This window comes from Bradyrhizobium glycinis (assembly GCF_016031655.1).
In the GTDB taxonomy this organism is placed as follows: domain Bacteria; phylum Pseudomonadota; class Alphaproteobacteria; order Rhizobiales; family Xanthobacteraceae; genus Bradyrhizobium; species Bradyrhizobium glycinis.
Genome location: NZ_JACCHQ010000038.1, coordinates 15,863 through 38,634, shown reverse-complemented (window position 1 = coordinate 38,634; position 22,772 = coordinate 15,863). Strand labels below are relative to the sequence as shown.

General features: G+C 64.2%; 26 protein-coding genes. 12 read left to right on the top strand and 14 right to left on the bottom strand.

The annotated features are described in order from the left end of the window. Positions 1 to 80: 80 nt before the first annotated feature. The 6 genes from minE to HZZ16_RS33890 form a co-directional block, all read right to left on the bottom strand. Complete coding sequence (gene minE, locus HZZ16_RS33915) at positions 81 to 362, bottom strand: cell division topological specificity factor MinE (RefSeq protein WP_035703963.1); 282 nt, start codon at positions 360 to 362, stop codon at positions 81 to 83. Continuing rightward, on the bottom strand, positions 359 to 1,174 hold the full coding sequence (gene minD / locus HZZ16_RS33910; RefSeq protein ID WP_036022837.1) for a septum site-determining protein MinD: 816 nt from the start codon (positions 1,172 to 1,174) through the stop codon (positions 359 to 361). The genes minE and minD overlap by 4 nt, the downstream gene beginning before the upstream one ends. A 21-nt stretch (positions 1,175 to 1,195) precedes the next feature. Further along, complete coding sequence (minC, locus tag HZZ16_RS33905) at positions 1,196 to 1,894, bottom strand: septum site-determining protein MinC (RefSeq protein WP_197954793.1); 699 nt, start codon at positions 1,892 to 1,894, stop codon at positions 1,196 to 1,198. 251 nt (positions 1,895 to 2,145) lie between these two features. After that, positions 2,146 to 3,237: a TRAP transporter substrate-binding protein gene (locus tag HZZ16_RS33900; protein WP_197954791.1), complete on the bottom strand. Its 1,092-nt coding sequence runs from the start codon at positions 3,235 to 3,237 to the stop codon at positions 2,146 to 2,148. Between the two features lie 121 nt (positions 3,238 to 3,358). Next, positions 3,359 to 3,616 (bottom strand): hypothetical protein, encoded by a 258-nt coding sequence (locus HZZ16_RS33895; protein ID WP_197954790.1) that lies wholly within the window; start codon positions 3,614 to 3,616, stop codon positions 3,359 to 3,361. A gap of 66 nt (positions 3,617 to 3,682) precedes the next feature. After that, complete coding sequence (locus tag HZZ16_RS33890) at positions 3,683 to 4,633, bottom strand: DUF2778 domain-containing protein (protein ID WP_246510628.1); 951 nt, start codon at positions 4,631 to 4,633, stop codon at positions 3,683 to 3,685. 206 nt (positions 4,634 to 4,839) lie between these two features. Here HZZ16_RS33890 and HZZ16_RS33885 point away from each other — a divergent pair, with 206 nt between their 5' ends. Together HZZ16_RS33885 and HZZ16_RS33880 are read left to right on the top strand one after the other, a co-directional pair. Beyond that, the gene (locus HZZ16_RS33885) at positions 4,840 to 5,280 is read left to right on the top strand and encodes a DUF1810 domain-containing protein (protein WP_197954787.1); all 441 of its coding nucleotides are present in this window, start codon (positions 4,840 to 4,842) and stop codon (positions 5,278 to 5,280) included. A gap of 89 nt (positions 5,281 to 5,369) precedes the next feature. After that, entirely contained in the window at positions 5,370 to 7,451 is a 2,082-nt protein-coding gene (locus tag HZZ16_RS33880) for a methyl-accepting chemotaxis protein (RefSeq protein WP_197954786.1), read from the top strand. Here HZZ16_RS33880 and HZZ16_RS33875 read toward each other — a convergent pair. Further along, positions 7,448 to 8,038, bottom strand: a complete 591-nt coding sequence (locus HZZ16_RS33875) for an NADPH-dependent FMN reductase (RefSeq protein WP_197954785.1) — start codon at positions 8,036 to 8,038, stop codon at positions 7,448 to 7,450. The genes HZZ16_RS33880 and HZZ16_RS33875 overlap by 4 nt on opposite strands. 51 nt (positions 8,039 to 8,089) lie before the next feature. Further along, entirely contained in the window at positions 8,090 to 9,037 is a 948-nt protein-coding gene (locus tag HZZ16_RS33870; RefSeq protein WP_197954784.1) for an AraC family transcriptional regulator, read from the bottom strand. A 293-nt stretch (positions 9,038 to 9,330) separates the two neighbouring features. Between HZZ16_RS33870 and HZZ16_RS33865 the strand changes: the two genes are divergently transcribed. From HZZ16_RS33865 to HZZ16_RS33855, 3 genes are read left to right on the top strand one after another with little or no spacing between them, the layout of a single operon-like run. Next, on the top strand, positions 9,331 to 10,443 hold the full coding sequence (locus HZZ16_RS33865) for a DUF2336 domain-containing protein (protein ID WP_197954783.1): 1,113 nt from the start codon (positions 9,331 to 9,333) through the stop codon (positions 10,441 to 10,443). Beyond that, positions 10,440 to 10,772 carry a PilZ domain-containing protein gene (locus tag HZZ16_RS33860; protein WP_197954782.1) on the top strand — a complete coding sequence of 111 codons (333 nt, stop codon included), beginning with the start codon at positions 10,440 to 10,442 and terminating at the stop codon, positions 10,770 to 10,772. The genes HZZ16_RS33865 and HZZ16_RS33860 overlap by 4 nt, the downstream gene beginning before the upstream one ends. Before the next feature lie 50 nt (positions 10,773 to 10,822). Then, positions 10,823 to 11,941 carry an HD-GYP domain-containing protein gene (locus HZZ16_RS33855; RefSeq protein WP_197954780.1) on the top strand — a complete coding sequence of 373 codons (1,119 nt, stop codon included), beginning with the start codon at positions 10,823 to 10,825 and terminating at the stop codon, positions 11,939 to 11,941. A 26-nt stretch (positions 11,942 to 11,967) separates the two neighbouring features. Here HZZ16_RS33855 and HZZ16_RS33850 read toward each other — a convergent pair whose 3' ends face one another. From HZZ16_RS33850 to HZZ16_RS38200, 3 genes are all read right to left on the bottom strand, one after another. Next, positions 11,968 to 12,171: a hypothetical protein gene (locus HZZ16_RS33850; protein WP_197954774.1), complete on the bottom strand. Its 204-nt coding sequence runs from the start codon at positions 12,169 to 12,171 to the stop codon at positions 11,968 to 11,970. 132 nt (positions 12,172 to 12,303) lie between these two features. Continuing rightward, on the bottom strand, positions 12,304 to 12,654 hold the full coding sequence (locus HZZ16_RS38205; protein WP_376707609.1) for a nitroreductase family protein: 351 nt from the start codon (positions 12,652 to 12,654) through the stop codon (positions 12,304 to 12,306). Beyond that, positions 12,591 to 12,905 (bottom strand): nitroreductase family protein, encoded by a 315-nt coding sequence (locus HZZ16_RS38200; protein WP_311974439.1) that lies wholly within the window; start codon positions 12,903 to 12,905, stop codon positions 12,591 to 12,593. Before HZZ16_RS38200 ends, HZZ16_RS38205 begins: the two co-directional genes overlap by 64 nt. Here HZZ16_RS38200 and HZZ16_RS38195 point away from each other — a divergent pair. From HZZ16_RS38195 to HZZ16_RS33835, 3 genes are all read left to right on the top strand, one after another. Continuing rightward, positions 12,829 to 12,987, top strand: a complete 159-nt coding sequence (locus HZZ16_RS38195; protein ID WP_311974441.1) for a hypothetical protein — start codon at positions 12,829 to 12,831, stop codon at positions 12,985 to 12,987. The genes HZZ16_RS38200 and HZZ16_RS38195 overlap by 77 nt on opposite strands. A 107-nt stretch (positions 12,988 to 13,094) precedes the next feature. Next, positions 13,095 to 14,057, top strand: a complete 963-nt coding sequence (locus HZZ16_RS33840; RefSeq protein ID WP_197954773.1) for an alpha/beta hydrolase — start codon at positions 13,095 to 13,097, stop codon at positions 14,055 to 14,057. 4 nt (positions 14,058 to 14,061) lie between these two features. Then, positions 14,062 to 14,958: a dienelactone hydrolase family protein gene (locus tag HZZ16_RS33835; RefSeq protein ID WP_197954772.1), complete on the top strand. Its 897-nt coding sequence runs from the start codon at positions 14,062 to 14,064 to the stop codon at positions 14,956 to 14,958. 8 nt (positions 14,959 to 14,966) lie between these two features. On the opposite strand, the gene HZZ16_RS33830 is transcribed toward HZZ16_RS33835, so the two are convergent. Beyond that, a complete protein-coding gene (locus tag HZZ16_RS33830) occupies positions 14,967 to 15,425 on the bottom strand; it encodes a cupin domain-containing protein (RefSeq protein WP_197954771.1) in 459 nt (152 codons plus the stop codon). Positions 15,426 to 15,627: 202 nt separating this feature from the next. Here HZZ16_RS33830 and HZZ16_RS33825 point away from each other — a divergent pair, with 202 nt between their 5' ends. Both HZZ16_RS33825 and HZZ16_RS33820 read left to right on the top strand, forming a co-directional pair. Next, entirely contained in the window at positions 15,628 to 15,876 is a 249-nt protein-coding gene (locus HZZ16_RS33825) for a hypothetical protein (RefSeq protein WP_197954769.1), read from the top strand. A 256-nt stretch (positions 15,877 to 16,132) separates the two neighbouring features. Further along, complete coding sequence (locus HZZ16_RS33820; RefSeq protein ID WP_197954767.1) at positions 16,133 to 17,224, top strand: type II asparaginase; 1,092 nt, start codon at positions 16,133 to 16,135, stop codon at positions 17,222 to 17,224. A gap of 84 nt (positions 17,225 to 17,308) precedes the next feature. Here the strand turns inward: HZZ16_RS33820 and HZZ16_RS33815 are convergent, their stop codons facing one another. Continuing rightward, positions 17,309 to 18,931, bottom strand: coding sequence for an ABC-F family ATP-binding cassette domain-containing protein (locus tag HZZ16_RS33815; protein ID WP_197954766.1), 1,623 nt, complete (start codon positions 18,929 to 18,931; stop codon positions 17,309 to 17,311). Between the two features lie 102 nt (positions 18,932 to 19,033). Further along, positions 19,034 to 20,605, bottom strand: a complete 1,572-nt coding sequence (locus HZZ16_RS33810; protein ID WP_197954765.1) for a winged helix-turn-helix domain-containing tetratricopeptide repeat protein — start codon at positions 20,603 to 20,605, stop codon at positions 19,034 to 19,036. 159 nt (positions 20,606 to 20,764) lie between these two features. Between HZZ16_RS33810 and HZZ16_RS33805 the strand changes: the two genes are divergently transcribed. Both HZZ16_RS33805 and HZZ16_RS33800 read left to right on the top strand, forming a co-directional pair. Next, positions 20,765 to 21,742, top strand: a complete 978-nt coding sequence (locus HZZ16_RS33805; RefSeq protein WP_197954761.1) for a Bug family tripartite tricarboxylate transporter substrate binding protein — start codon at positions 20,765 to 20,767, stop codon at positions 21,740 to 21,742. A 13-nt stretch (positions 21,743 to 21,755) separates the two neighbouring features. Then, positions 21,756 to 22,760, top strand: coding sequence for a methyltransferase (locus HZZ16_RS33800; protein WP_197954760.1), 1,005 nt, complete (start codon positions 21,756 to 21,758; stop codon positions 22,758 to 22,760). Positions 22,761 to 22,772 lie beyond the last annotated feature (12 nt).

Below are 22,772 nucleotides of genomic sequence, written 5' to 3'. Positions count from 1 at the left end.
GCGGCAAGACAAAGGCGGCCCGCCATGCCCGGCGGACCGCCTTCTCACCCACCCCAAACGGCAAGCTGCGACCGAGTCGCCTACGCGACCGCCACCTTCTTGCGCTCGAAATCGTTGGGCACCTCGATATCGACCTCGAGGGTCGAGACCTCGTCGCCGCGTTCGAGCCGGACGATGACCTTGGTCGGGTCCAGCGTCACATGCTTGGACACGACGGCGAGAATTTCCTCACGCAGCACACCGAGCAGATCGGGCTGGCCGCGCATTCCACGTTCATGGGCAAGCAGGATCTGCAGCCGTTCGCGAGCGACGGGTGCCGAGGCCTTCTTGCCGCGGAGGAGTCGAAGCAGACCCATGCTCATGCAGCCCTCCGTCGCAGCAGGCGGTCCATAAATCCTCTGCGCTCGGCAGGAACGTGCATCGTCACGTTCTCGCCGCAGAGGCGCTTGGCGGCGTCCATATAGGCTCGTGCCGGCGCTCCATCGGCATTCGACAGAGTGACAGGCGTGCCGACGTTGGAGGCCTTCAACACGTCCTGGCTCTCGGGAATGATACCGAGCAAGGGCGTGGCAAGGATCTCCAGGATGTCATCGATGGTCAGCATTTCGCCGCGCGCGGCGCGCGAGGGATCGTAGCGGGTGATCAGGATGTGCTTCTCGACGCGTTCGCCCTTCTCGGCCCGCACCGTCTTGGAATCGAGCATGCCGATGATGCGGTCGGAATCGCGCACCGAGGAGACTTCCGGATTGGTGACGATCACGGCCTCGTCGGCAAAGCGCATCGCCATGGAGGCACCGCGTTCGATGCCGGCCGGGCTGTCGCAGATCACCCAGTCGAACCGGCTGCGCAACTCGGCGATGACCTTGCCGACACCCTCCTCCGTCAGCGCGTCTTTGTCGCGGGTTTGGGAAGCCGGCAGCAGCCACAAATTCTCCAGCCGCTTGTCCTTGATCAGCGCCTGCGGGAGTTTGGCAACGCCCTGCACCACGTTGATGAGATCGAACACGACGCGGCGTTCGGCGCCCATCACGAGATCGAGGTTGCGTAGGCCGACGTCGAAATCGACGACGACCACCTTGTCGCCGCGCTGCGCCAAGGCAGCTCCCAGCGCGGCGGTCGTCGTGGTCTTGCCGACCCCGCCCTTGCCTGATGTCACGACCAGTACCTTACTCATCTGAAATCTCTCCTTTGCTGGTCAGTTCAGTGCGGTGATTCGCATGGTATTTCCCTGCAGCCAGGCCTGCGCCGGCCTGCCGCGCAGGGCCTCGTCGATGTCGTCGGCGGTTTGATAAAACCCGTCGATTGCAAGCAGTTCGGCCTCGATCTTCTGGCAATAGATGCGCGCGCTGTTGTGTCCGTTCACGCCCGCCATGGCGCGGCCGCGCAGCGCGCCGTAGACGTGGATGGAGCCGCCGGCGACGACCTCGGCGCCGGAGCCGACCGAGCCGAGAATGGTGACGTCACCTTCCGGGAAGATCACGGTCTGCCCCGAGCGCACGGGGCTTTCGAGCAGCAGCGACGTCGGCTTGGCCTCGGCCTTCACGTCGGCCTTCTTCGGCGCGCTCGGCTCGACCACGCAGCTGCGTCCGCCCGACAGCAGCGGCGGCATCATCGGCGTCAGCCGCCCCTCGTCGACGCCTTCGATGCCGAGCACGCGGATCTTGCGGTCCTGCAGGCTGGTGAGCAGATGGCCGATGCCGGCCTGGCTGAGATCGACCGAGGACAGGTCGATCACGACCGGCCGGCCGGCGAAAAAGCCAGGCGAGCGCGCAATCGTGGCGTCGATCTCATGCAGCCAGTCCTGGACCGGAACCGTCGGCGTGAACACGAAAGCCACATAGGAGCGCCCGCGCAGGCGCACCATCTGACGTTGGACCTTTGCTGCAGCCTCCATGGCGGCCGACTCGTTCCCTGTTATTGAATGGTTAACGATGCGGCGGATATGGTTAATGGCCGGTTAATTTCTCCGCGGGGTTACGTGAGGGCGGTGCGCTCCATCCGGGCTCCGCGCCGCGGCGCTGTAGGTTGGGCAAAGCAAAGCATGCCCACCATAAGCGAGTGAAAGAGCTGGTGGGCACGACGCAAGCGCGCCTTTGCCCACCCTACGAGAGCCGGGCGCACGTGAACACCGCGCCCTCCTCGCGCTCAGCTCTTGTTGCGCATCTTGCCGAGCAGGTAATTGTCGTAAAAATTCTCCGCGATCTGCGTGTAGAACAGCAGCTCCTTCATATACGCGTCGTGGCTTTCCTTGGTCCGCTTGAACAGATCGCTCTTGGCGGCGAGCTCGTTGAGATGGTCCTGGGTCGCGTTGTAGCAGGCCTCCAGCACCGGTTGCGGGAATGCCTTCAGCTCCGCGCCGCCTGCGATCAGGCGCTTGAGCGCCGCCGGATTCACGCTGTCGTATTTTTCGAGCATCCAGGCGCCGGCCGCCGCGCCCGCCTGGTTGACGATCGCCTGGTACTGCTTGGGCAGCGAAGCCCATTTCTCGTCGTTGACGATCATGTGCAGCATGGCGCCGCCTTCCCACCAGCCGGGGAAGTAGTAGTATTTGGCGACCTTGTAGAAGCCGAGCTTCTCGTCGTCATAGGGGCCGACGAACTCGACCGCGTCGATCGTGCCCTTCTCCAGCGCCGGGTAGATGTCGCCACCGGCGATCTGCTGCGGCACGACGCCGAGCCTTGCCAGCACATGGCCGCCCATGCCTGCGATGCGGAATTTGAGACCCTTGAGGTCGTCGACGGTCTTAATCTCCTTGCGGAACCAGCCGCCCATCTGGGTGCCGGAATTGCCGCAGAGGATGGCGTGCGCCTTGAAGGGCTTGAGCGCCTCGTTGGTGAGGTCGGCGCCGCCGCCGAAATGCCACCATGATTCCTGGTGGCGATGGTTCATGCCGAACGGTGCACCGGTGGCATAGGCCAGCGCCGGCTCCTTGCCGATGTAGAAATACAGCGGGGTCTGCGCCATCTCGACCGATGCGGTGCTGACCGCATCGAGTGCCTGCAGGCCGGGAACGATCTCGCCGGCGGCAAAAGTCTGGATCTGGAATTTGTTGTCGGTGGCCTCAGCAACATATTTCGCAAAGGTCTGCGCCGTGCCGTAGATGGTGTCGAGCGACTTCGGGAAGCTCGAGGTCAGGCGCCATTTGATCTCGGGCGCGCTCTGCGCGATGGCAGGTGCAGCAACCAGCGTCGTTGCGCCGGCAAGCGCGCCGCCCTTCAAGAATGTACGGCGTTTCATGATGAGGACTCTCCCTTGAAGCAAGTTTCAGACATGCGGCTGCGCGGCAACGGTCTTCGCGGACCGTTTGCCCGTTCCCAAAGCGGAGTTCAAGATGCGACGGAACGGCTTGTCGCCCGTTTCAAAGCAGCTTGGCGCTGACGAACAGCGCGCGCACGGCGTTGGTTGCCTGCACCGCCAGGATGGCGTTGCCGGCGGCGCCTTCGAGAGCCGCGACGGCGTCCTCGTGCAGCGAGCGAAATTCCATCCATTCGACCGACTTGAAGTTGGTCAGGAATTGATAGGCCTGGCCCACGGTCGCGATCGCCAGTGTGTCGCCGTTCAGCTTGATCTTGAACGTCGTGCGCAGCGGGGTTTCGGAACTGGATGGATCACTCATGGGCTGCTTCTGGACGAGGACGGCTTAACGAAGGGGAAACGGCAGCCCCGCCGTCGCAGGCGAATATCAGGAATCGGTGCTCGCGCGCTGCGAGGCGGTCGCCGCTCCGCGCAGGCTCGGCACCACGACCAGGCGGTTGAACTCGCCATTGTCGTAGGCCTTGATGAACCGATCATAGTCCTTGATCGAGACGCAGCCGTTGGAATCGCCGCGCGGCCCGAGCAGGTAATTGTGCGTGAGCAGCCCGACGCGGCCGAGCGCGCTGGTGCCTTCGACCGGGGTCATGCGCAGCGCACGGACGCCGTGGAATGGCTTTTCGCGCGGCTTCAGATCGTAGGTCGCCGGCGGCGTCGCGCCGACCATCCGCCGGTCGACATGTTCAGGGTCGTCCATCAGCGCGCCCAGGCCGGAATGGGCTTCCAGCGCCACGCCGCTCGGCAGGTACACCGCCTTGGCCGAGATGTCGTAGACCGCGGTGCGCGAATCGTAGCCGAGAGCGGCGAGATCCGGCGCCCGGCGGAGCAGGCCGTCGCCGGGCGTCAGCGAGGCCAGCCTGATCTTGTCGGTGAATTTTTCGAAGAAGTTGCGGTTGTCCACCCTGAGATTGGTGTCCGCATAGGCCTGGCTGGAGGCGATCTGAGCGGAGAGGTCCGCCTGGACCGGACGCGCGCGCGGCATGGGGATGGCATCGGCGCGCTGCGATTGCCTCGCCTCTTCAGTCGCGTATCGATCGTCCTCGGTCAGCATCGAGCGCCACTCGTCGCCCTGGAGCTTCTGGGCCAGCATCGCCTTGGCGTCGCGCAGCTTGAGCTGGGCCGCATTCACCGCGGAGCGCTCCAGCACCCGCAGGCCGAGCTCGCGGGGCGACGGACCGGCGGAGGCCGAGGCGAAACGGTCCTCGAATGAGGGGGCATTGGCCGGCGGCAAGGCGGCGGAGACCAGCGGCGTCGAATCGCTGATATCGGCGACCCACGCGGCGGCGCCGAGCGCCAGCGCGATCGCTGCCACAGACAACAGAATCGTTTCGGCCCGCCCGACACGGCGGCGCGACAACAGCCTCTCGGCGTTTGCTGCGTCGGAAACCATCAGATCCCCAAATCGACCCCCGGGGGCTTACCCACCCCCACCCGGAGACTCTATACCAGCTACCACATTGGGAGCCAAAAGTTAGGCATAATCGGGGCCGCCAAAATCGGGGTGGCCTGGCCCCCCTAAGGTATCCAATGACCGATCCGTTCGAATTCGATCGCTTTGTCCAGGCCCAGGACCCGGTCTACCGCGACGTCCTGGGCGAGCTGGCCCGGGGCCGGAAGCAGACTCACTGGATGTGGTTCATCTTCCCCCAGGTCGCAGGTCTCGGCGCCAGCGCCATGTCGCAGCGCTACGCCATCGGCTCCCGCGCGGAGGCCGAGGCCTATCTCGCCCACCCCACCCTGGGCGGGCGGCTGATCGAATGCACCAAGCTGGTGCTCGCGGTCGAGGGTCGGGCCATCAACGCCATCCCCGGTGCGCCGGATGACGCCAAATTCCGCTCGTCGATGACGCTGTTCGGCGCGGTCTCCGACGATCCCGTCTTCGATCAGGCGCTCGCCCGATATTTCGCAGGCGAGCCTGACGGCGCCACGCTGGAGATCCTGGCGAAGCTCGGGCGGACATCCGGCTGAGCCGGCCGGCCAAGGAGCGTAAACCGCAGATTAACACGGCCACCCTATCGTCCGGGCAAAATAGTTCTCCGTTCTTTGCCGGACAGTTCATGAAAATCGGTACGCTCCTGACCAGCGCCATCGTCTCGCTCTCGGCCGTCGGCGGCGGCCTCGCGGTCTACGTCGCCGCGACGAAATACCAGACCATGGAACGGATCACCGAAGCGCAGGGGCGGCTCGCGATCGTCCGCGCGGTCAGCGACATCCCGCGCTATCTCAATCCGGAGCGCGGCTTTTCCACCAACATCCTCTACGGGCCTGCGGTCATCGACCCTGCGCTGCTGGCCGAGCAGGACAAGCTGCGCAAGCAGACCGACGGCGCCCGCGACAAGATGAACGCGCTGCGCAAGGAGCTGCCCGGCCCCTTCGACGACGGCGCCACGATCGGCAGCAACATCGACGGCATCAACGCGAAGTTCACTGGCTTGCGCGAGGCCATCGACAAGGCGCTGGCGGGTCCCGCCGATGCGCGCAAGGACGCCGCCAAGAAGATCGTCGCCGACAATGCCGTGCTCAACGCCGGCGTGACCGCGCTGCTCAACGAGCAGGTCCGTCGCATGGCGATTCTGAACGGTGACGCCTACCGGCAGGCCAGCTACGCCAACTTAGCGATGACGCTGCGCGATGTCGGCGGCTTCAACTCCAGCCTGCACAAGAACCTCCTCGGCGGAAAGAAGCCGGCGACCGATGCCGAGAAGGCCGATATTGCCCGCTCGCAGGGCCGCAACGACCAGCTCGTGATGGCGCTGCAGGAACTGCGCGGCAATCCGGCCACACCCGCCAACGTCGCCGCGGCGCTGGAGAAGTTCAATTCGGTCTACGTCGAGGAGTTCGGCCGCGAGCTCAAGCTGGTGAAGGACGGCGCCCTCACCGGCAAGTACGAGCACGACATGGACACCTATTACGCCGCCACGCAGCGCGGCCTCGGCACCATCATCGAAGTCCGCGACGCCTTCTACGACAACGCGGAGCAGATCCTCGCCGGTGCCTCCTCAGCTGCGCGAACCAGCTTCACCATCGCCCTCGTCGGCCTTGCTGCCGTGCTGATCGCCAGCGTCGGCCTCATCGTGACGGTTCGCCGCCGCGTCTGCGCGCCGATCCTCAGCCTGACGACGCGGATGTCGCGGCTCGCCGACGGCGAGGTTGCGGAAGAAATTCCGGGCGCCGCGCGCTCCGACGAGATCGGCGCGATGGCCGCGGCCGTTCAGGTCTTCAAGGACAACATGATCCGGGCCGACCGGCTCGCGGCCGAGAAACAGGCCGAGAACGACGGCAAGATGCGCCGCGCCCAGGTGCTCGACGATCTCACCCGCGCCTTCGAGGCCAAGGTCACCGAGCTGGTCGGCGGCCTGTCGCGGGCCTCTGCTGCGATGGAAAGCACCGCGCAGTCGATGACCTCGACGGCGGCGCAGACCAACAGCCAGGCCGCCATCGTTGCCGCCGCCTCCGAGCAGACCTCGACCAACGTGCAGACGGTCGCGAGCGCCACCGAAGAGCTGACCTCCTCGATCGCGGAGATCGGGCGTCAGGTCGCCCAAAGCACCGAGATCGCGGCCCGCGCCGTCGACAATGCCCGCCTCACCGGCGACACGGCGCGCACGCTCGCCGAAGGCGCGCAGAAGATCGGCGACGTCGTGACGCTGATCCAGAGCATCGCCGAGCAGACCAACCTGCTCGCACTGAACGCGACCATCGAGGCCGCCCGTGCCGGCGAGGCAGGCCGCGGCTTTGCCGTGGTCGCCTCCGAAGTGAAGTCGCTCGCCGGCCAGACCGCCAAGGCCACGACGGAGATCTCCGAGCAGATCGCCGCGATCCAGACCGCGAGCGACGAGACGGTGGCGGCGATCCGCAACGTCGCCGACGTCATCGCCGAGATCGACCAGATCGGCACCGCGATCGCAGCGGCGATCGAGGAACAGGGCTCGGCGACCAAGGAGATCGCCCGCAGCGTTCAGGAGGCTGCCCGCGGCACCCAGGAGGTCAACAGCAACATCTCCGGCGTGCAGCGCGCCGCCGACGACACCGGCGCCGCCGCCCGAGAGGTGCTGGGCGCGGCCGAGCAGCTCTCGACCCAGTCGCGCGATCTCGCCGGTCAGTTCGAGCGCTTCCTCGGTGAGGTCCGGGCGGCTTAGTACGGCGGCGCCTTGCGCGCCCGCTGTGCTTTCGCCGCCTCGATCCACCAGGTCAGATCGTCGGCGAAGCGTGGAAACGAGCGCTCCAGGGCCTTGCCGCCGTCGCCGATCGGCTCGCCGGCTTCCGACAGCGTCTGCGCGATCGGGCCGACACCGATGGTGCTCGACACCACCACCATGCCCATCTCCGAGAGCGTGCCGTGCCAGGCGGTCGCCGCGCGTGCGCCGGACAGCCGGCCGGCCGAATAGCTCACGATCGCGGCCGGGCGCCAGAACCATTCCTCCAGGAAATGGTCGGTGAGGTTCTTCAGCCCGGGCTGCATGCCCCAATTGTACTCGCCGGTGACGAAGACGAATCCGTCGGCGCCGCGGATCTGTCCGGCCAGCTTCTCCAGCGCCTCCGGCGCCGAGCCCTTGGGATATTCCTTGTACATGCGGTCCAGCATCGGCAGCCCGATCGCCTTGGCGTCGATGAATTCGACCTCCTCGCCGCGGCCGCGCAGCCGGTTGATGACGAAATTCGCAAGGCGGATGCCCATGCGGTCGGAACGGTAAGAACCGTAGAGGACGAGAATGCGATTGTTCATGGCCGGACGGTAGCACGAAAACCGGCGTCCGCCCCTACTCGATTTATCGCATTACCTTCCGCGACCGCGGTCCAGCGTTTGCGAGGGCGTCTCGCCGAACTGGTCGCGGTAGCTTCTGGAGAAATCGCTGAGATGCCAGAAGCCATACGCCAGCGCGACCGCCTTGACGCTATCGGCCCCGGCAAGAAGGCGCCGGCGCACCAGCCACAGCCTGCGCAGACGTAGGTAGCGGTGCAGGCTCATGCCGCGATAGCGGCGGACGACATCGTGCATGGTGCGAACGGACAGCCCGAGCTTGCGCGCGATCTCCTCGCTGTAGATCGGCTCCGACAGGTCGTCAGACAGCAGCGCGCGGATATCCTGGAATATCTTGAAATTCCGTCCGTCGTTGGGAGCCAGGGTCCAGCGGGCCGAAACGATCGTTGCAAAGGCCTCGTCAACGGCTCCGAGCAGGGACTCCTTCATCGCCGCGCCCTTCAACAAGAGCTCCGGTGCGTCGACCGGGCTGGACGCCTCGGCCAGCACCTCGCGAACCACGCCGCGCAAGCGCTGCAGCCCGGCCGTGGAAATCTCAAAAATCTTGAAGCTCGAGAGTGTGGTCGGCCAGCCGCGATCCCTCACCTCCGGCCGGAAAACCACCGAGGCGATTTCCCGCTGCACCTCCTCGATGGTGGTGTAGGCCGCGCCGCCGCTGCCAATGACCACGACGGGTCGCGCCCGTTGCGAGCCGTTGAAGCGAATGGGCACGTTGAGATCGTCCATCGTGAAGCCGATCGCCGTGCAATTCTCCACGAGTTGTGCGTCAACCACCCGAGGAAACGCGAGCGTCAAATTCACGTCGAAGCCGGGTAAGGCCAGGATCGTCTGCTCAGCCGAAATCTTCCGCACAAAAGGGGTGAATTCGAAATTCAGCCCGCGTATGGCGCTTCGAAATTCGTCAACGTCTGAAAAACGAAATGTCTTGAGTGCCGACCTCGGCACATCGTCAATGCTGTTCATAAAAATAAGAAATGCCGCGCCGCTCTGGATATGCGTCCGGCCGCGGGTGCCGGTTCGCTTCCTCCTTCGGTTATTTCGTTAGAATCGGTCCTAACGTGCCCTGATCAATTGGAGAGGGGCCGGTTGAAAGAACAATCCGGGACAACCCTGTCTCGCCGAATTTCGATAGCGTTTCCTGCGATTGAGGCGGTGCGCCAATACCGAAACCCTCGCCGTTTAAGATTCAAATTAACGCCTTTGCGGCGGAATGACGTCGTTTCATCGCGTAACTTATTTCATTTCAGGCTCCTGCCATGACGGCAAATTCGCCTGCTGATTATCTGGCCGAGCTGGAGAACGCGGCTGCAACATGTCCGCTGGACCGGTGCACGCGCATTCTCTTCGGCCTGTTGCAACTGCTCACAAGCAGCCGCGGTCGACCCCAGGAATTGCTCGCCAATGTGGTCGACAGCGTTCTGCTGCGACTGATCGAGCGGGTTGAGGCGAGCGCGCTGATCGATGTCAGCGCGGCGCTCGCAGAGCTCAAAGTGGCTCCGCCGAACACGGTACGACGTCTTGCCTCGCACCGCGATCCGGAAGTCGCCTGCCCTGTCTTGCTCCGCTCGCAGTCACTGTCCACGGCCGATCTCACGTCAATCGCAGCTGTGAGCGGCGTAAGGCAGCAATGCGCCATCGCCGGCCGCGCGCCGATCGATCCACCGGTGATGGAGACGCTGATCAAGGGTGGCACTCCCAGCGTTTGCCTTGCGCTGATCGGGAACAGCGAGGCAAGGTTCTCCGACGCCGCCTACGTTGCGCTGGTTGAGAAGTGCCTGGCCGATGACGAGCTCACCAAGGCATTGGCGCTCAGGCCCGACACGCCCGATACGGTCATGCGGAAATTGCTGTCGGCCTCACCGGTGACGAAATCCGGCATAGGGCCGAGCGCCACCGTCTCGGTTCAAGCCGCAACGGCCGCACCCATCGCCGCCAAGCTCCCCTCCGCGGCCGCCTATGCAAGCGCGCGGCCGGAGATCGTTGCACTCAGCCGCATCGGCAAGCTCAACGATTCCACGGTGAACCGCTTTGCCATCCGCGGCGAAATCGCCAACCTCATCACCGCGCTGTCGGTGCTTTCAGGCGCTCCCATCGAAATCGTCGAGCATGTCGTGACCGACGAGGATTGCGAGGGTCTCGTCATGGCCTGCCGCGCCTCGCGGCTGAACTGGCAGACCACCCTCGCCATCCTGAGCAACCGCAGCGGCACACGGCTTTCTTTCACCCAGCGCGAACGCGCGCAGCACATTTTCGAGACGCTGCTGCTGTCGACCAGTCAATGGACCGTGCGGTGGGGCGAAATTGCCGCAAACGCCAAGGAGAGCGGCCGGGGACACCGCGACGCAAAAAAGATGGGGGTTAGCCGATGAAGTTCGACGGTCGCAAAGCCGCTCGCGTGAAGATGGACCACAGGCAGCCGGTCAATCTCATGGGATCCGACGGCACCTGGCGGCGCAGCTGCGTCCTGCTCGACGTCTCGCGCACGGGGGCAAAGGTGGAGGTCGAGGGCACGCTGGACGTGCTCCAGGCCAAGGAATTCTTCATGCTGCTGTCGTCGACGGGCCTCGCCTACCGGCGCTGCGAGCTGGTCTGGATCGACGGCACCACGGCTGGCATCCACTTCGTCACCGCAAACGGCAAGAAGAAGCAGGTGACTACGCCGGCTGCTGCAACGCAGGGCTCCGTTCAGGCCAAATAATCCAATATTCGCCCTGTCGATTGGAGCCCGCGATATTCCGGGTCATATCCGTGCAGAACGCGCCAACCACACTCAAGCCCACCAACCTTGGCGGCATCGCGGCCGCTGAAGCGGCGCGCCCGTTCGTGCATGTGCTGGCCGACACGTCCGACAAGCTGGCCGGTCTGTGCTCGATCCTCGAGCAACGCTTCGCGGTCGCGGGCGAGCGGCTGGACGCCGAGGCCAAGCTGTCAGAGGTGCCGTCCGCCATCGTCATCCGCGCGGAGCTTCGCGACGTCGACAACATCGCGGCGATCAAGCAGCGCGCGGGCAAGCTCGCAAAAGCGAAGAAACGGATTTTCCTGCTGGAGCACACCTCCCACGTCGGCATCTCGCAGGCCTATGCGCTTGGAGCGACGCTGGTCCTGCCGGGCACGATCAACCGGGCGAGGCTGCTGGCGGCGCTGGCCGATCCGGCTGATCCGCTTTCGCCTGCGTCGCGCGCGACCGCGCAGTCCGACAATGCCGTCGAGACCGCAGCGACCGCGATCGCATCCATGTTCACCTCCGTCACCCTGGGCCAGCCGCTCGACGTCAACGCCACCAAGGAAGCCGGTCGCCAGATCGCCGATCGCATCACCCGGCACAGCCTGACGGAGTGGCTCACAACGGTGCGGCGACACCACGAAGGAACCTATCAGCATTGCCTGCTGGTGACTGGCCTCGCGATCGACTTCGGGCTGAGCCTCGGCGTCGGCAGGGCCGACTTGGAACGTCTCTACTCGGCGGCCATGTTCCACGACATCGGCAAGGCGCAGATTCCGCTCGCCATCCTCGACAAGCCGGGCCGCCTCGAAGCCGCCGAGCGCGCGCTGATCGAAACGCATCCCGCCGCTGGCTATGCGTTTCTCAAGGACCATCACGGGATCTCGCCGGAGATTCTCGATGCCGTCCGCCATCATCACGAGTATCTCGACGGGAGCGGCTATCCCGATGCGCTCTGTGCCGAGAGCATTGGCGATATCGTCAGGATTCTAACGATCTCGGACATCTTCGCAGCGCTGATCGAGCACCGGCACTACAAGCCGACTATGCCGCGCGCACAGGCCTACGATGTTCTGTGCGGGATGACAGGCAAGCTGGAGAAGGCGCTGGTCCGCTCGTTCAAGCAGGTCGCGCTCACGCGGTGAGCGCTGTGACCCGTATCGAGCGCAGCCTAATGCGTCGCACGATAGCTGGCGCGGCGCGGGATGGAGCGGCAGGCCAGCCCGTCGGCCAGCAGCTTCATGTCCTCGTGCCGGCCGCTGCGAATCAGCCTGCCGAACTCTTCGGGTGTGAAAGGAAGACTTGGATCATCATCGATCTTAGGCCGCAGTCGCGGACCGAAGAACCGCCGAACCAGGCTAGCCAGCCGCCGCATATCAATTCCCTCGCGCCAGCAACAAACCTCTCAGTCCGCATATTGTTCCTCCCGCGACTTCGAGATTGCAAGAGGCCACTCGCGACACCGCACCAAAAATTTCCGCCAGAGAATAATCTCCTCTTGCTCGTGCTAATCGGCAAAACCCACGTAACGCACGAACTGGTGGTTGTGCTCGCGGTCCGAGCGCACCGCGTTCGCGGCAAAGCCGTCGTCGGGATAGCCCATCGCAACGCAGGTCATGATGACCTCGTCCTCCGGAATCTTGGCGACCTCGCGCACGATGTCGGAGCGCATGATGCCCTGCCCGTTGATGACCGAGCCGAGCCCGCGGTCCCACGCCGCGAGCACAATGCCGTAGCAGAGCGCGCCGAGATCGAAGTGGCAGACGGCGCCGGGATCGAGCACGCGGTCGTAGGTCAGCACCAGCGACACCGGCGCGTCGAACTGGCGGAAGCCGCGCAGCACCCAGTCCTGCCGCATCGGCTTGTCGTCGCGCGCGATTCCAATTGCGCCGAACAGCTTCTTGGCGATGTCGACCTGCCGGGTGCGATGCACGCCCTGGTATTCGCCATGCTGATGATGTCGCGCTTGACCTTGGCGCCGCCGGCCAGCTCCTCCATGTTGCGGCGACGCACCTCCTCCAGCGGAAGGCCGGTGAGCACATGGACATGCCAGGGCTGGGTGTTCATCGACGAGGGCGCGCGCTTGGCGCTCTCGATGATCGCCTCGATCACTGCGCGCGGCACCGGCTCGCTCTTGAAGCCACGCACGCTGCGGCGCGACTGGACCAGCGTCTCGAATTCCACCTCGTGAACCTCCCTGCCCGTTCGTCCGGCATTGAGACGCACGCCGGTTGCCGATGCGACCCGCAAAACCTATGCTAATGACCAAGCAAGACCAAGAACCCTCTGAGGAAGCCCATGACCGCACCGCTCGATCCCGTCATCGCCCAGATCATTCCGCTCATGCCGATGCGCGATCCCACGGTCATGACGCCACAGAGCGCCCGCGATTCCTTGCGCGCACTGGCTGCCTCGCGAGCCGCCATTCCGCCGCCGCCCGTCGACAGCATCGAGGATATCAAGGTCAAAGGCGGCGCCGGTCCCCTTCCCGCACGGGTCTACCGGAACGGCACCGCGCCGGCACCGACCGTGGTGTTCTTCCATGGCGGCGGCTGGGTTGCGGGCGATCTTGAAACCCACGACCGGCAGGCGCGCAACCTTGCGATCGAGACCGGCGCGGTGGTCGTCTCGGTCGACTATCGCCGTCCGCCCGAGACGCGCTTTCCCGGTGCCTTCGAGGATGCCTTCGCCGCGGTGAGCGACGTGTTTGGCCGCGTCGCGGAATTTGGCGGTGACGCAAAGCGTCTCGGCGTTGCCGGCGACAGCGCCGGCGGCAATCTCGCAGCGACGACCGCGATCGCCTGCCGGGAGGCCGGCATCAAGCTCGCCGCTCAACTGCTGGTCTATCCGGTCACCGACGTCGTCGGCGCTTATGCCGATGCGCGCGAGAACGCGCGCTATCCCTCGCGCGCGGAGAATGCCGATGGCTACTTCCTCACGCGCGCGACGATGGAATGGTTCTGCGGCCACTATCTCGCCGATCCCGCGCACGCCAGCGACTGGCGCGTCTCGCCGCTGCGGGCCGCATCCCTCGCCGGCGTCGCGCCCGCGGTCGTGACCACCGCCTGGTTCGATCCCCTGCGCGACGAAGGGGCCGCCTATGCGCGGGCGCTGGAGGCCGCCGGCGTGAAGGTCAAGCACCATGAGGGCCCCGGCCTGATCCACGGCTATTTCGGCATGGGCGACGCCTCCGACGTCGCGCGCGCCGAAGCGCAGCGCGCGCGGGCCGACTTCAAGGCATTGCTTGCGCGCGGGCTCTGATCAATTGCCATTCGATCGACCGCAATCGCGGCGTCATCTCATCCGCAGCCTCGTCGGCCTGACGGCAACCTGGCTGTCGGTGACGTCCGCTGCGGCCGCACCGCAAACCGTCTCCTTTCGCAGCGCCGATGCCCGCACGGAGCTGGTCGGCTACTTGTTCCAGCCGGCCACGCCGGGCCCCTGGCCCGCGGTCGTGATGCTGCACGGCCGCGGCGGGCCCTATTCGAGCAGTGTCAACTCCGCGTGCACCACGGTCGACGCCCATTCCACTTCGCCCTGCAACGCCGCGACCTTGTCCAAGCGTCACAGGATGTGGGGCGAATACTGGGCCGCGCATGGCTACCTCGCCCTTTTGCCGGACAGTTTCGGTCCGCGCGGCAAGGCGCACGGCTTCCGCCGTTTCACCCATGGCGATCCTGACCGCGCCGATGTCAACGAGATGACCGTGCGTCCGCTCGATGCCGAGGGCGCGCTGGCCTATCTGCGCGGGCGCAACGACGTGATCGGCCGCCAGATCTTTCTTCAGGGCTGGTCCAACGGCGGCAGCACGGCGCTCAACGTCGTGATCCGCCAAGGTGACAAGACCAACGGCTATCGCGGCGCCCTTCTATTCTATCCGGGCTGCGGACCGGCCGCGCTATTGGCGCCCGTGGTCTCCACCGCGACGCGGATGGCGATGTTTCTCGGCGCCGATGACGAGGAGGTCTCGCCCGCAAATTGCCAGCGCCTCGCCGAGCGTTCGCGGCAGGCCGGCAGCCGGATCGACCTCACCGTCTATCCCGGCGCGAGCCATGGTTTCGACGAGCCCTCGTCGAAGCGGCAGTCCCTGCCTGGAAATCAAGCCGCCATGAACGACGCCCTCGTCGAGGCCGCAGCCGACCTCGAACGCTGGAAGAACTGAGGCGCGGCCTATCCCGCCCGCTGCGCGGCGGTGTGCCCCCAGACCTCGTCCCAGTCCTGACCGGCGGCATCGACCACGCGGCCGTCGGCCTCGAAGAACTTGTTCGGCACCTGGAAGATCGCCAGGATCAATGCGCCGTCCGGGCACCAGGCGGCGTGCCGGCTGCCCGCCTCGCGCCAGATGAATTCGCCGGCCTTGCAGGCAATGCCCTTGGCCGGGCCCTCCTTGTCGACGAGCGCGCCTTCGATGACCCAGCTCTGCTCGATGCCGACATGCTCGTGATCGGGCAGCACCGATCCCGGCGCAAAGCGCATCAAGGCGGTCATCAGCCCCGTGCGGCGATCGAACAGCAGCGTCTTGGCCTCGCAGCCCGGAAAGCGCGTGGTCTGCCAGTCCATGTCTTGGGGCCGAACCAGGTGGGAATGCCGCTCATTGGCGGCCTGGTCGTGCGGGATCGCGGCGTCCATCACGATGCTTCCTCTCCATCTCGAGGGACCGATCCTAGCAGGATCGCCCGATGGGGTCAGCGAGCACTGCAACAGAGGCGACATCTTGCGCGCTTGAAGCCCAAAAATCAGCGGGCGATCGGGCGGCCGGTGCGCATCCTGCTTGATTGCGCCACGATTCCCGGCTCCAATCTCCCGGCCATTTCTGGTTCAGGAGACCCCCATGATGAAGCGGATTTTCCTAGCTGCGATCGTTGCCAGTTTTGCAGCGGGCTCGGCCCTTGCGCAAGAAACCTGCGAAAGCAAAGCCATCGGCAAGGACGGCAAGCCGCTGGCCGGTGCCGCCAAGACCTCGTTCCTGAAGAAGTGCAAGGAAGACGCCTGTGCGCCCAAGGCGGTTGGCTCCGACGGCAAGCCGCTCGCCGGCGCGGCCAAGAACAGCTTCATGAAGAAGTGCGAAACCAGCGCGTAAGCGCGCAGTCCGTTGCAGGCTTGTCAACAAGCCATCACAAACGAAATGCCGTCATGGCCGGGCCAAAGCGCGTCTTCGCGCGAGATGTCCCGGCCATTTGCTTTTTGGCCCCCGCCCCGCTGCCAGTTTTCAGACACGCGCCGAGCGCGTAAAGCAAACTCGCCGCGACCCTGGACAGAACGAGGCGGCTGACAGATGATGCAGTGCTGAGCGAACCGGGGCGCATCGACAAGGCTTCCAGCAAAGGATGGGCGAGATGTTGCAGTTCCGCGTGCGTGATCACATGATGGCGATAATGAGCGTGCTCTTTACGCTGCTCATGACTTTTGACGTTGCCATCGCAAGAGGCCCCGGCCTGCCCAACGTCATGGTTCTCGCAACCGGCGGCACGATCGCCGGCAGCGGGGCGAGCAGCACCACCGTCGTCGGCTATACCGCAGCCACGGTGGGCATCGAGACCCTCTTGAATGCCGTCCCCGAGCTGAAAACGGTGGCCAACGTCAAGGGCGAGCAGGTCTTCCAGATCGCCAGCGAAAATATGAACAATGATTATTGGCTGAAGCTCGCCAAGCGCGTCAATACGCTCCTCGCGCAGGACGACGTGGACGGGATCGTGATCACGCATGGGACCGATACGATCGAGGAAACCAGCTATTTCCTGAATCTGGTCGTCAAGAGCAAGAAGCCTGTGGTCGTCGTCGGCGCGATGCGGCCATCGACCGCGATCAGCGCGGACGGCCCGATCAACCTTTTCAATGCGGTGATCCTCGCAGGCAGTGAAGAAGCCGTCGGCAAGGGCGTGCTCGTCGCGCTCAACGATCAGATCAACGCCGCGCGCGACGTCACCAAGAACAACACCTCCACGGCAGACACCTTTCGTACGCCTGAACTCGGCTTTCTCGGCTACATGCAGGGCAACAAGCCGTATTTCTATCGCCAATCGACCCGCCGGCACACGGCGGATTCCGAATTTGACGTGTCCAACCTCGATGTCCTGCCGCAGGTCGATATCGTCTACGGCTACGCCAACATGAACCGGGTCGCGATCGACGCCTTTGTCGCCGCCGGCGCCAAGGGGATCGTGCATGCCGGCGTCGGTGACGGCAGCCTGGCGCGCCCGGCCGTCGAGCCGGCGCTCGACGAAGCCCGCAAGAAAGGAGTCGTGATCGTTCGCAGCAGCCGTGTCGGCAACGGCATCGTGGCGCGCAATGGCGAGGCCAAGGACGACGAACACGACTTCGTCGTCTCGGATACGCTCAATCCGCAGAAGGCGCGCATCTTGCTGATGCTGGCGTTGACCAAGACGACCGACACCAAGCAAATTCAGCGGATGTTCTACACCTATTAGAGATTGATCCGGGAAACGGAATCAAACGCGGCGCCGACGGCTTGATCAGACAAGCCGTCGCCGCCGGAAAATGGATCGGCGGGATCAGCTCCGCAACCCCGGCGCCTCCTGCCCGGTGCGCGCGACATATTCGGTGTAGCCGCCGCCATATTGGTGGATGCCCTCCGGCGTCAGCTCCAGCACGCGGTTCGACAGCGTCGCCAAGAAATGCCGGTCGTGCGAGACGAACAGCATGGTGCCTTCGAAATCCGACAGCGCATTGATCAGCATCTCCTTGGTGGCGAGGTCGAGATGGTTGGTCGGCTCGTCCAGCACCAGAAAGTTCGGCGGATCGAACAGCATCTTGGCCATGACGAGGCGCGCCTTCTCGCCGCCCGAGAGCACGCGGCAGCGCTTCTCGACATCGTCGCCGGAGAAACCGAAGCAGCCGGCGAGCGCGCGCAAGGAGCCCTGCCCCGCGGTCGGAAACGCGTCCTCCAGCGACTGGAACACGGTGCGTTCGCCGTCGAGCAGATCCATCGCGTGCTGGGCGAAATAGCCCATCTTGACGCTGCCCCCGAGCGCCACGGTGCCTTCGTCCGGCTCGCTCGCACCGGCCACCAGCTTGAGCAGCGTCGACTTGCCGGCGCCGTTGACGCCCATCACGCACCAGCGCTCCTTCCGGCGGATCATGAAGTCGAGCCCGTCATAGATGCGCTTTGAGCCATAGCCCTTGTGCACGTTCTTGAGCGCCACGACGTCCTCGCCCGAGCGCGGCGCCGGCGGGAAGTCGAACGCGACGCTCTGGCGGCGCCGCGGCGGCTCGACCCGCTCGATCTTGTCGAGCTTCTTGACCCGGCTCTGCACCTGGGCCGCATGCGAGGCGCGCGCCTTGAAGCGCTCGATGAACTTGATCTCCTTGGCGAGCATGGCCTGCTGGCGCTCGAACTGCGCCTGCTGCTGCTTCTCGTTCTGCGCCCGCTGCTGCTCGTAGAATTCGTAATCGCCGGTGTAGGTGGTGAGCGAGCCGCTATCGATCTCGATCACCTTGGAGATCACGCGGTTGATGAACTCGCGGTCGTGCGAGGTCATCAAGAGCGTGCCTTCGTAATCGTGCAAAAACTTCTCCAGCCAGATCAGGCTTTCGAGGTCGAGATGGTTGCTCGGCTCGTCGAGCAGCATGACGTCGGGACGCATCAGGAGAATGCGCGCCAACGCCACGCGCATCTTCCAGCCGCCGGAAAGTTTTCCGACGTCCCCGTCCATCATCTCCTGGCTGAAGCCGAGCCCCGCCAGCGCCTCGCGCGCGCGGCCGTCGAGCGCATAGCCGTCGAGCTCCTCGAACCGGTGCTGCACCTCGCCGTAGCGGGCGATGATCTCGTCCATCTGGTCGGCCTTGTCGGGGTCGGCCATATCGGCCTCGAGCGCGCGCAATTCGGCCGCGACCTCGCTGACGGGACCGGCGCCATCCATCACCTCGGCCACCGCGCTGCGGCCAGACATCTCACCGACGTCCTGGTTAAAATAGCCGATGGTGATGCCGCGATCGGTCGAGACCTGGCCCTCGTCGGGCAGTTCCTCGCCGGCGATCATCCGGAACAGCGTGCTCTTACCGGCACCGTTGGGACCGACAAGGCCGATCTTCTCGCCCTTGTTGAGGGCCGCGGAGGCTTCGATGAATAGGATCTGGTGGCCGGCTTGCTTGCTGACGTTGTCGAGGCGGATCATGGGGGCTTTTTGGGGGATTTTTGCGTTGCAGCGTCATAGGGCATGCAGGGCGTGAGGGGAAGCCCGGCGTGGTACGGATCCATGTCATTTGACCCTCGATTCTCACTCCGGCAGTCCAGCCTGGCGCAATCCCTCCTCGTATCGGCGAATGTTCTCCGTCTTTTGATAGGGCCCCAACCGGTCCTTCAAATTGGACAGGGCCAGCGAGGGATTCAGCGTTCGCAGTTCAACCAGTGAATGCCGGGCCTGGTCCATCCGTCCGGCCATCGCATTGCTTGCGGCAGCGATGCGCAGCGCAGGTTGGAAGCTTGGATTGTCCTGCAATGCCATTGCAGCCCAGCCAGCTGCTTCTTCGTAGCGGCCGGCAAAGAAACATGCATGCGCAACGCCGCTTCGCATTCCGCCCATCCGTGGGTCGAGAGGATCCAGGCGCATAGCGCGCGCGAAGCGTTCGATCGCAGCTTCGGGCTCCCCGAGCCAACATTTCACCCATCCGCCGAAACGCCACGCCTCCGCCAGGTTGGAATTCAGCACAAGCGCCCTCTCCATCAAGTCGGCGGCTGCGCCGAGATCGTGAACGACGAACGCTAAGGCCCATCCGCTCGCGGCGAGCGCGATCGCATCGTCTCGGCCCAGCTCGGTCGCCTTCCGAGTGAGCCGCGCAACCTCGGCTATTTCATCCGGAGTACCCGCAATCCAACCATCAGCCTTGAGGCGGGCGAAGCAGGACGCGGCGCGCCCATAGGCACATGCGAGATCCGGACCAAGCTCGATTGCACGATAGAACAGGCCTAGCGCCTCCTCATTCGCTTGCTGGCTGGCAAACTGGTACAGCTTGGCCATGCCGCGCAAATAGAAAGCATAAGCGTCCAGATTTTCGGTCGGTTTACGCTTGGCGTGCTCGATCTCCGCCTTTTCCACGGCCGGAGCAATGGCGGCGACGACACTCTCGGTCACTCGATCCTGCAAATCAAATACGTCCCCCAGCCCACCATCGATCCGGTTTGCCCAAAGATGGCTCCCGGTTGCAGTATCGAGAAGCTGCGCGGTGATCCGCATCCGGCTTGGTGCTTTGCGGACGCTTCCTTCCAGGACGTATCTTACCCCAAGCTCACGCCCGACCTGCTTCACATCCACTGCGCGCCCCTTGTAGGTGAAGCTGGAATTCCGGGCAGTGACGAGCAACGCCTTGAAGTGGGATAGCGCCGTTATGATGTCGTCGACGATCCCGTCGGCAAAATACTCCTGTTCCGGATCGGCGCTCAGGTTCGTGAAGGGGAGAACCGCAATTGAAGGTTTATCAGGCAACTCCAGTCGATGCGATTCTACCGGTCGACTGGCAATGATTGGATCTGCGCTGCCCTGCTCCTCCCGTACGCGTCCGACGAAGCGGTAGCCCTTGCGAGGCAGAGTCTTGACGAGACGCTGAACATTGCCGGAATCGCCGATGGCGTCCCGAGCCGCATTCAGCCGGGTCGTCAGCGCCGCGTCAGATACGACACGTCCGTTCCAGACCGCCTTGATGATCTCTTCCTTGCTGAGGACCCGCTCCCTGTTGCGGATCAAATAGTCGAGCAGATCGAATACCCGTGGCGCAACGGATACCATATCCGTCCCGCGACGCAGTTCGCGCCGTTCGGCGTCAAATACAAATTCATCGAAGAAATAGCGCAAGCTGCAACGACCTGAGTGATGTGCGACGGTGCTGATGTCAAAGATAAGCCATCAGTGAGGAAATGGTAAGATGGAGGTTAAGCGAGTACGGGCACGCCCTGATACGGTCTGCGCGCGAGGATTCAAGTCGCAGAACACAGGTCGCCGAAGGAGGGTGCCATGCGCATGTCCGGTCGCTTTGCCGCTGTCATCGGCATCATTCTGGTCGTCGCCTTATCCTGGAGTTCCGCTGTCGTTGCCGCTGACTGGCCGCATCGGACCGTGCGCTTGATTCTCCCCGTGCCGGCCGGGAGTGCCGCCGATTTCAGCGCGCGGCTTTTTGCGGAGCGACTTTCTCAACGCTGGCGACAGGCCGTCATCGTGGAAAATCGGCCGGGAGCCGATGGGGTGATCGGGGTCTCTGCCTTTCTCAACGCCGACGATGATCATACCCTGCTTTATGCAATCTCGGCCGTATACACCGTCCATCCGATTACGCTCGAGAAGTTGCCCTATGATCCGGTGCGTGAACTGGTCCCGATATCTCCAACTTCGGACGTCGTGCTGGCAATTGCGGCCAGCGAGAGGAGCTCGATCCGCTCGCTCGCCGATTTGGTCGAAACGGCTCGGGCTCAGCCAGGCAAGCTGAACTGGACCGGCTCGCCCGGTCTTCCGCCCTTCGTTGTAGGAGGGTTCTTCAAGAATTTGAAATTGGATCTCGCTGTTGTTTCCTATCGCGACATTGCCCCTGCTCTTCAGGATCTCGGCGAGGGCCGCATAGATGTATTCGCGCACGCACTGGGTGTGATCATGCCGCAGGTGCAGTCAGGCAAGGCGCGGCTCCTTGCAGTTGCGAGCGATGTCCGCGCGCCGCTTGTTCCTAATGTGCCGACCGTAACAGAAGCGGGGTTTCCCGAACTTCGAATGGACGGCGTGGTGGGATTTTACGGCAAACGCGGAATGCCCGAGGCGTTGCGTGACCGGATTGCGTCTGATGTCCGAGCCGTCGCAAGCGATCCCGGCATTCGTGAAAGACTGGCCGCCGTTGGCCAGGCTGCTCGTCCAGGCACTGCGTCCGAGTTCTCTGCTTTGCTGGACCAATACCGCCGACGCCTCGCTGATCTTGCGAAGGCAATCCATTTCAAAGCGACCCAGTGACGGAGTCCGTCAAATGGCATCCGCCCCTTCGCTCGATCTGCTGGCCCTGATCAATGGCTTTCAGATCACTCAGGCCATCCGTGTCGCCGCAACCCTGCGAGTCGCCGACCATCTGCATGACGGCGCTCGTTCGGTCGGCGAGCTCGCGGCACTGACAAAAAGTCATCCTGATTCGCTGTACCGGTTGTTACGGGCGCTCGCTGCAGTGGATGTTTTCCGGGAAGAGCAAGAGCGAACGTTTGCGCTCACCCCCATGGGCGATTGTTTGCGTACGGATTCCGCGACGCCGCTCGGAGCGTGGGCGGAAGTCGTCGGAAGCCCGTATTTCTGGCAGGCTTGGGGCCATCTGCTGCACAGCGTGCAGACCGGCGAGAACGCATTTCAAGATCTGAACGGAAAAAACGTGTGGCAATTCCGCGCCGAGCACCCCGAACACGGCGCAACGTTCGACCGTGCGATGACGCAATTGTCCCGCGCCAGCGCCGAAGCGGTGGTTCGCGCTTATGATTTTTCTCCGCTCCGCCACATCGTGGACGTGGGTGGCGGGCAAGGTTTGATGTTGGCGGAGATCTTGCGCGCTCACCCTCACATTCGCGGCACGCTGCTCGATCAGCGGAGCGTCATAGCCCGAGCAAGGGCCGTATTGGCGGAACGCGGCGTCATCGACCGGTGCGATATCGTGAGTGGAAGCTTCTTCGAAGCGCTACCCGAGGGCGCTGATGCTTATCTGATGCGGGCCGTGATTCACGATTGGAGCGACGATCAAGCCGTCGCCATCCTGAAAGTGTGCCGGCGCGCTACGCAGAATGGTGCAAGATTGCTTCTCGTTGAGCGTCTCGTCGGACACCTCAATGAATTGCCGGCAACCAAGTTCAGCGATCTGAATATGCTTGTTTCGCCCGGCGGACGAGAGCGCACGCGCGAGGAGTTTTCAGACCTCCTTGCCAGGTCCGGCTTCGAGTTGACGCGCGTTTTCGCCGCGGGCATCCACAACGTCATTGAAGCTCGGCCGCACTGAGCTAAGACGATG

Coding starts and splice junctions, on each gene's coding strand:
- HZZ16_RS33820 (WP_197954767.1), top strand. CDS start 16,133: ATGTTGCAGTTCCGCGTGCGTGATCACATGATGGCGATAATGAGCGTG.
- HZZ16_RS33895 (WP_197954790.1), bottom strand. CDS start 3,616: ATGAGTGATCCATCCAGTTCCGAAACCCCGCTGCGCACGACGTTCAAG.
- HZZ16_RS33875 (WP_197954785.1), bottom strand. CDS start 8,038: ATGAACAATCGCATTCTCGTCCTCTACGGTTCTTACCGTTCCGACCGC.
- HZZ16_RS33830 (WP_197954771.1), bottom strand. CDS start 15,425: ATGGACGCCGCGATCCCGCACGACCAGGCCGCCAATGAGCGGCATTCC.
- HZZ16_RS33815 (WP_197954766.1), bottom strand. CDS start 18,931: ATGATCCGCCTCGACAACGTCAGCAAGCAAGCCGGCCACCAGATCCTA.
- HZZ16_RS33825 (WP_197954769.1), top strand. CDS start 15,628: ATGATGAAGCGGATTTTCCTAGCTGCGATCGTTGCCAGTTTTGCAGCG.
- HZZ16_RS33800 (WP_197954760.1), top strand. CDS start 21,756: ATGGCATCCGCCCCTTCGCTCGATCTGCTGGCCCTGATCAATGGCTTT.
- HZZ16_RS33850 (WP_197954774.1), bottom strand. CDS start 12,171: ATGCGGCGGCTGGCTAGCCTGGTTCGGCGGTTCTTCGGTCCGCGACTG.
- HZZ16_RS38205 (WP_376707609.1), bottom strand. CDS start 12,654: ATGCGGCAGGACTGGGTGCTGCGCGGCTTCCGCCAGTTCGACGCGCCG.
- HZZ16_RS33900 (WP_197954791.1), bottom strand. CDS start 3,237: ATGAAACGCCGTACATTCTTGAAGGGCGGCGCGCTTGCCGGCGCAACG.
- HZZ16_RS33885 (WP_197954787.1), top strand. CDS start 4,840: ATGACCGATCCGTTCGAATTCGATCGCTTTGTCCAGGCCCAGGACCCG.
- HZZ16_RS33840 (WP_197954773.1), top strand. CDS start 13,095: ATGACCGCACCGCTCGATCCCGTCATCGCCCAGATCATTCCGCTCATG.
- HZZ16_RS33805 (WP_197954761.1), top strand. CDS start 20,765: ATGCGCATGTCCGGTCGCTTTGCCGCTGTCATCGGCATCATTCTGGTC.
- minD (WP_036022837.1), bottom strand. CDS start 1,174: ATGAGTAAGGTACTGGTCGTGACATCAGGCAAGGGCGGGGTCGGCAAG.
- HZZ16_RS33870 (WP_197954784.1), bottom strand. CDS start 9,037: ATGAACAGCATTGACGATGTGCCGAGGTCGGCACTCAAGACATTTCGT.
- HZZ16_RS33865 (WP_197954783.1), top strand. CDS start 9,331: ATGACGGCAAATTCGCCTGCTGATTATCTGGCCGAGCTGGAGAACGCG.
- HZZ16_RS33880 (WP_197954786.1), top strand. CDS start 5,370: ATGAAAATCGGTACGCTCCTGACCAGCGCCATCGTCTCGCTCTCGGCC.
- minC (WP_197954793.1), bottom strand. CDS start 1,894: ATGGAGGCTGCAGCAAAGGTCCAACGTCAGATGGTGCGCCTGCGCGGG.
- minE (WP_035703963.1), bottom strand. CDS start 362: ATGAGCATGGGTCTGCTTCGACTCCTCCGCGGCAAGAAGGCCTCGGCA.
- HZZ16_RS33860 (WP_197954782.1), top strand. CDS start 10,440: ATGAAGTTCGACGGTCGCAAAGCCGCTCGCGTGAAGATGGACCACAGG.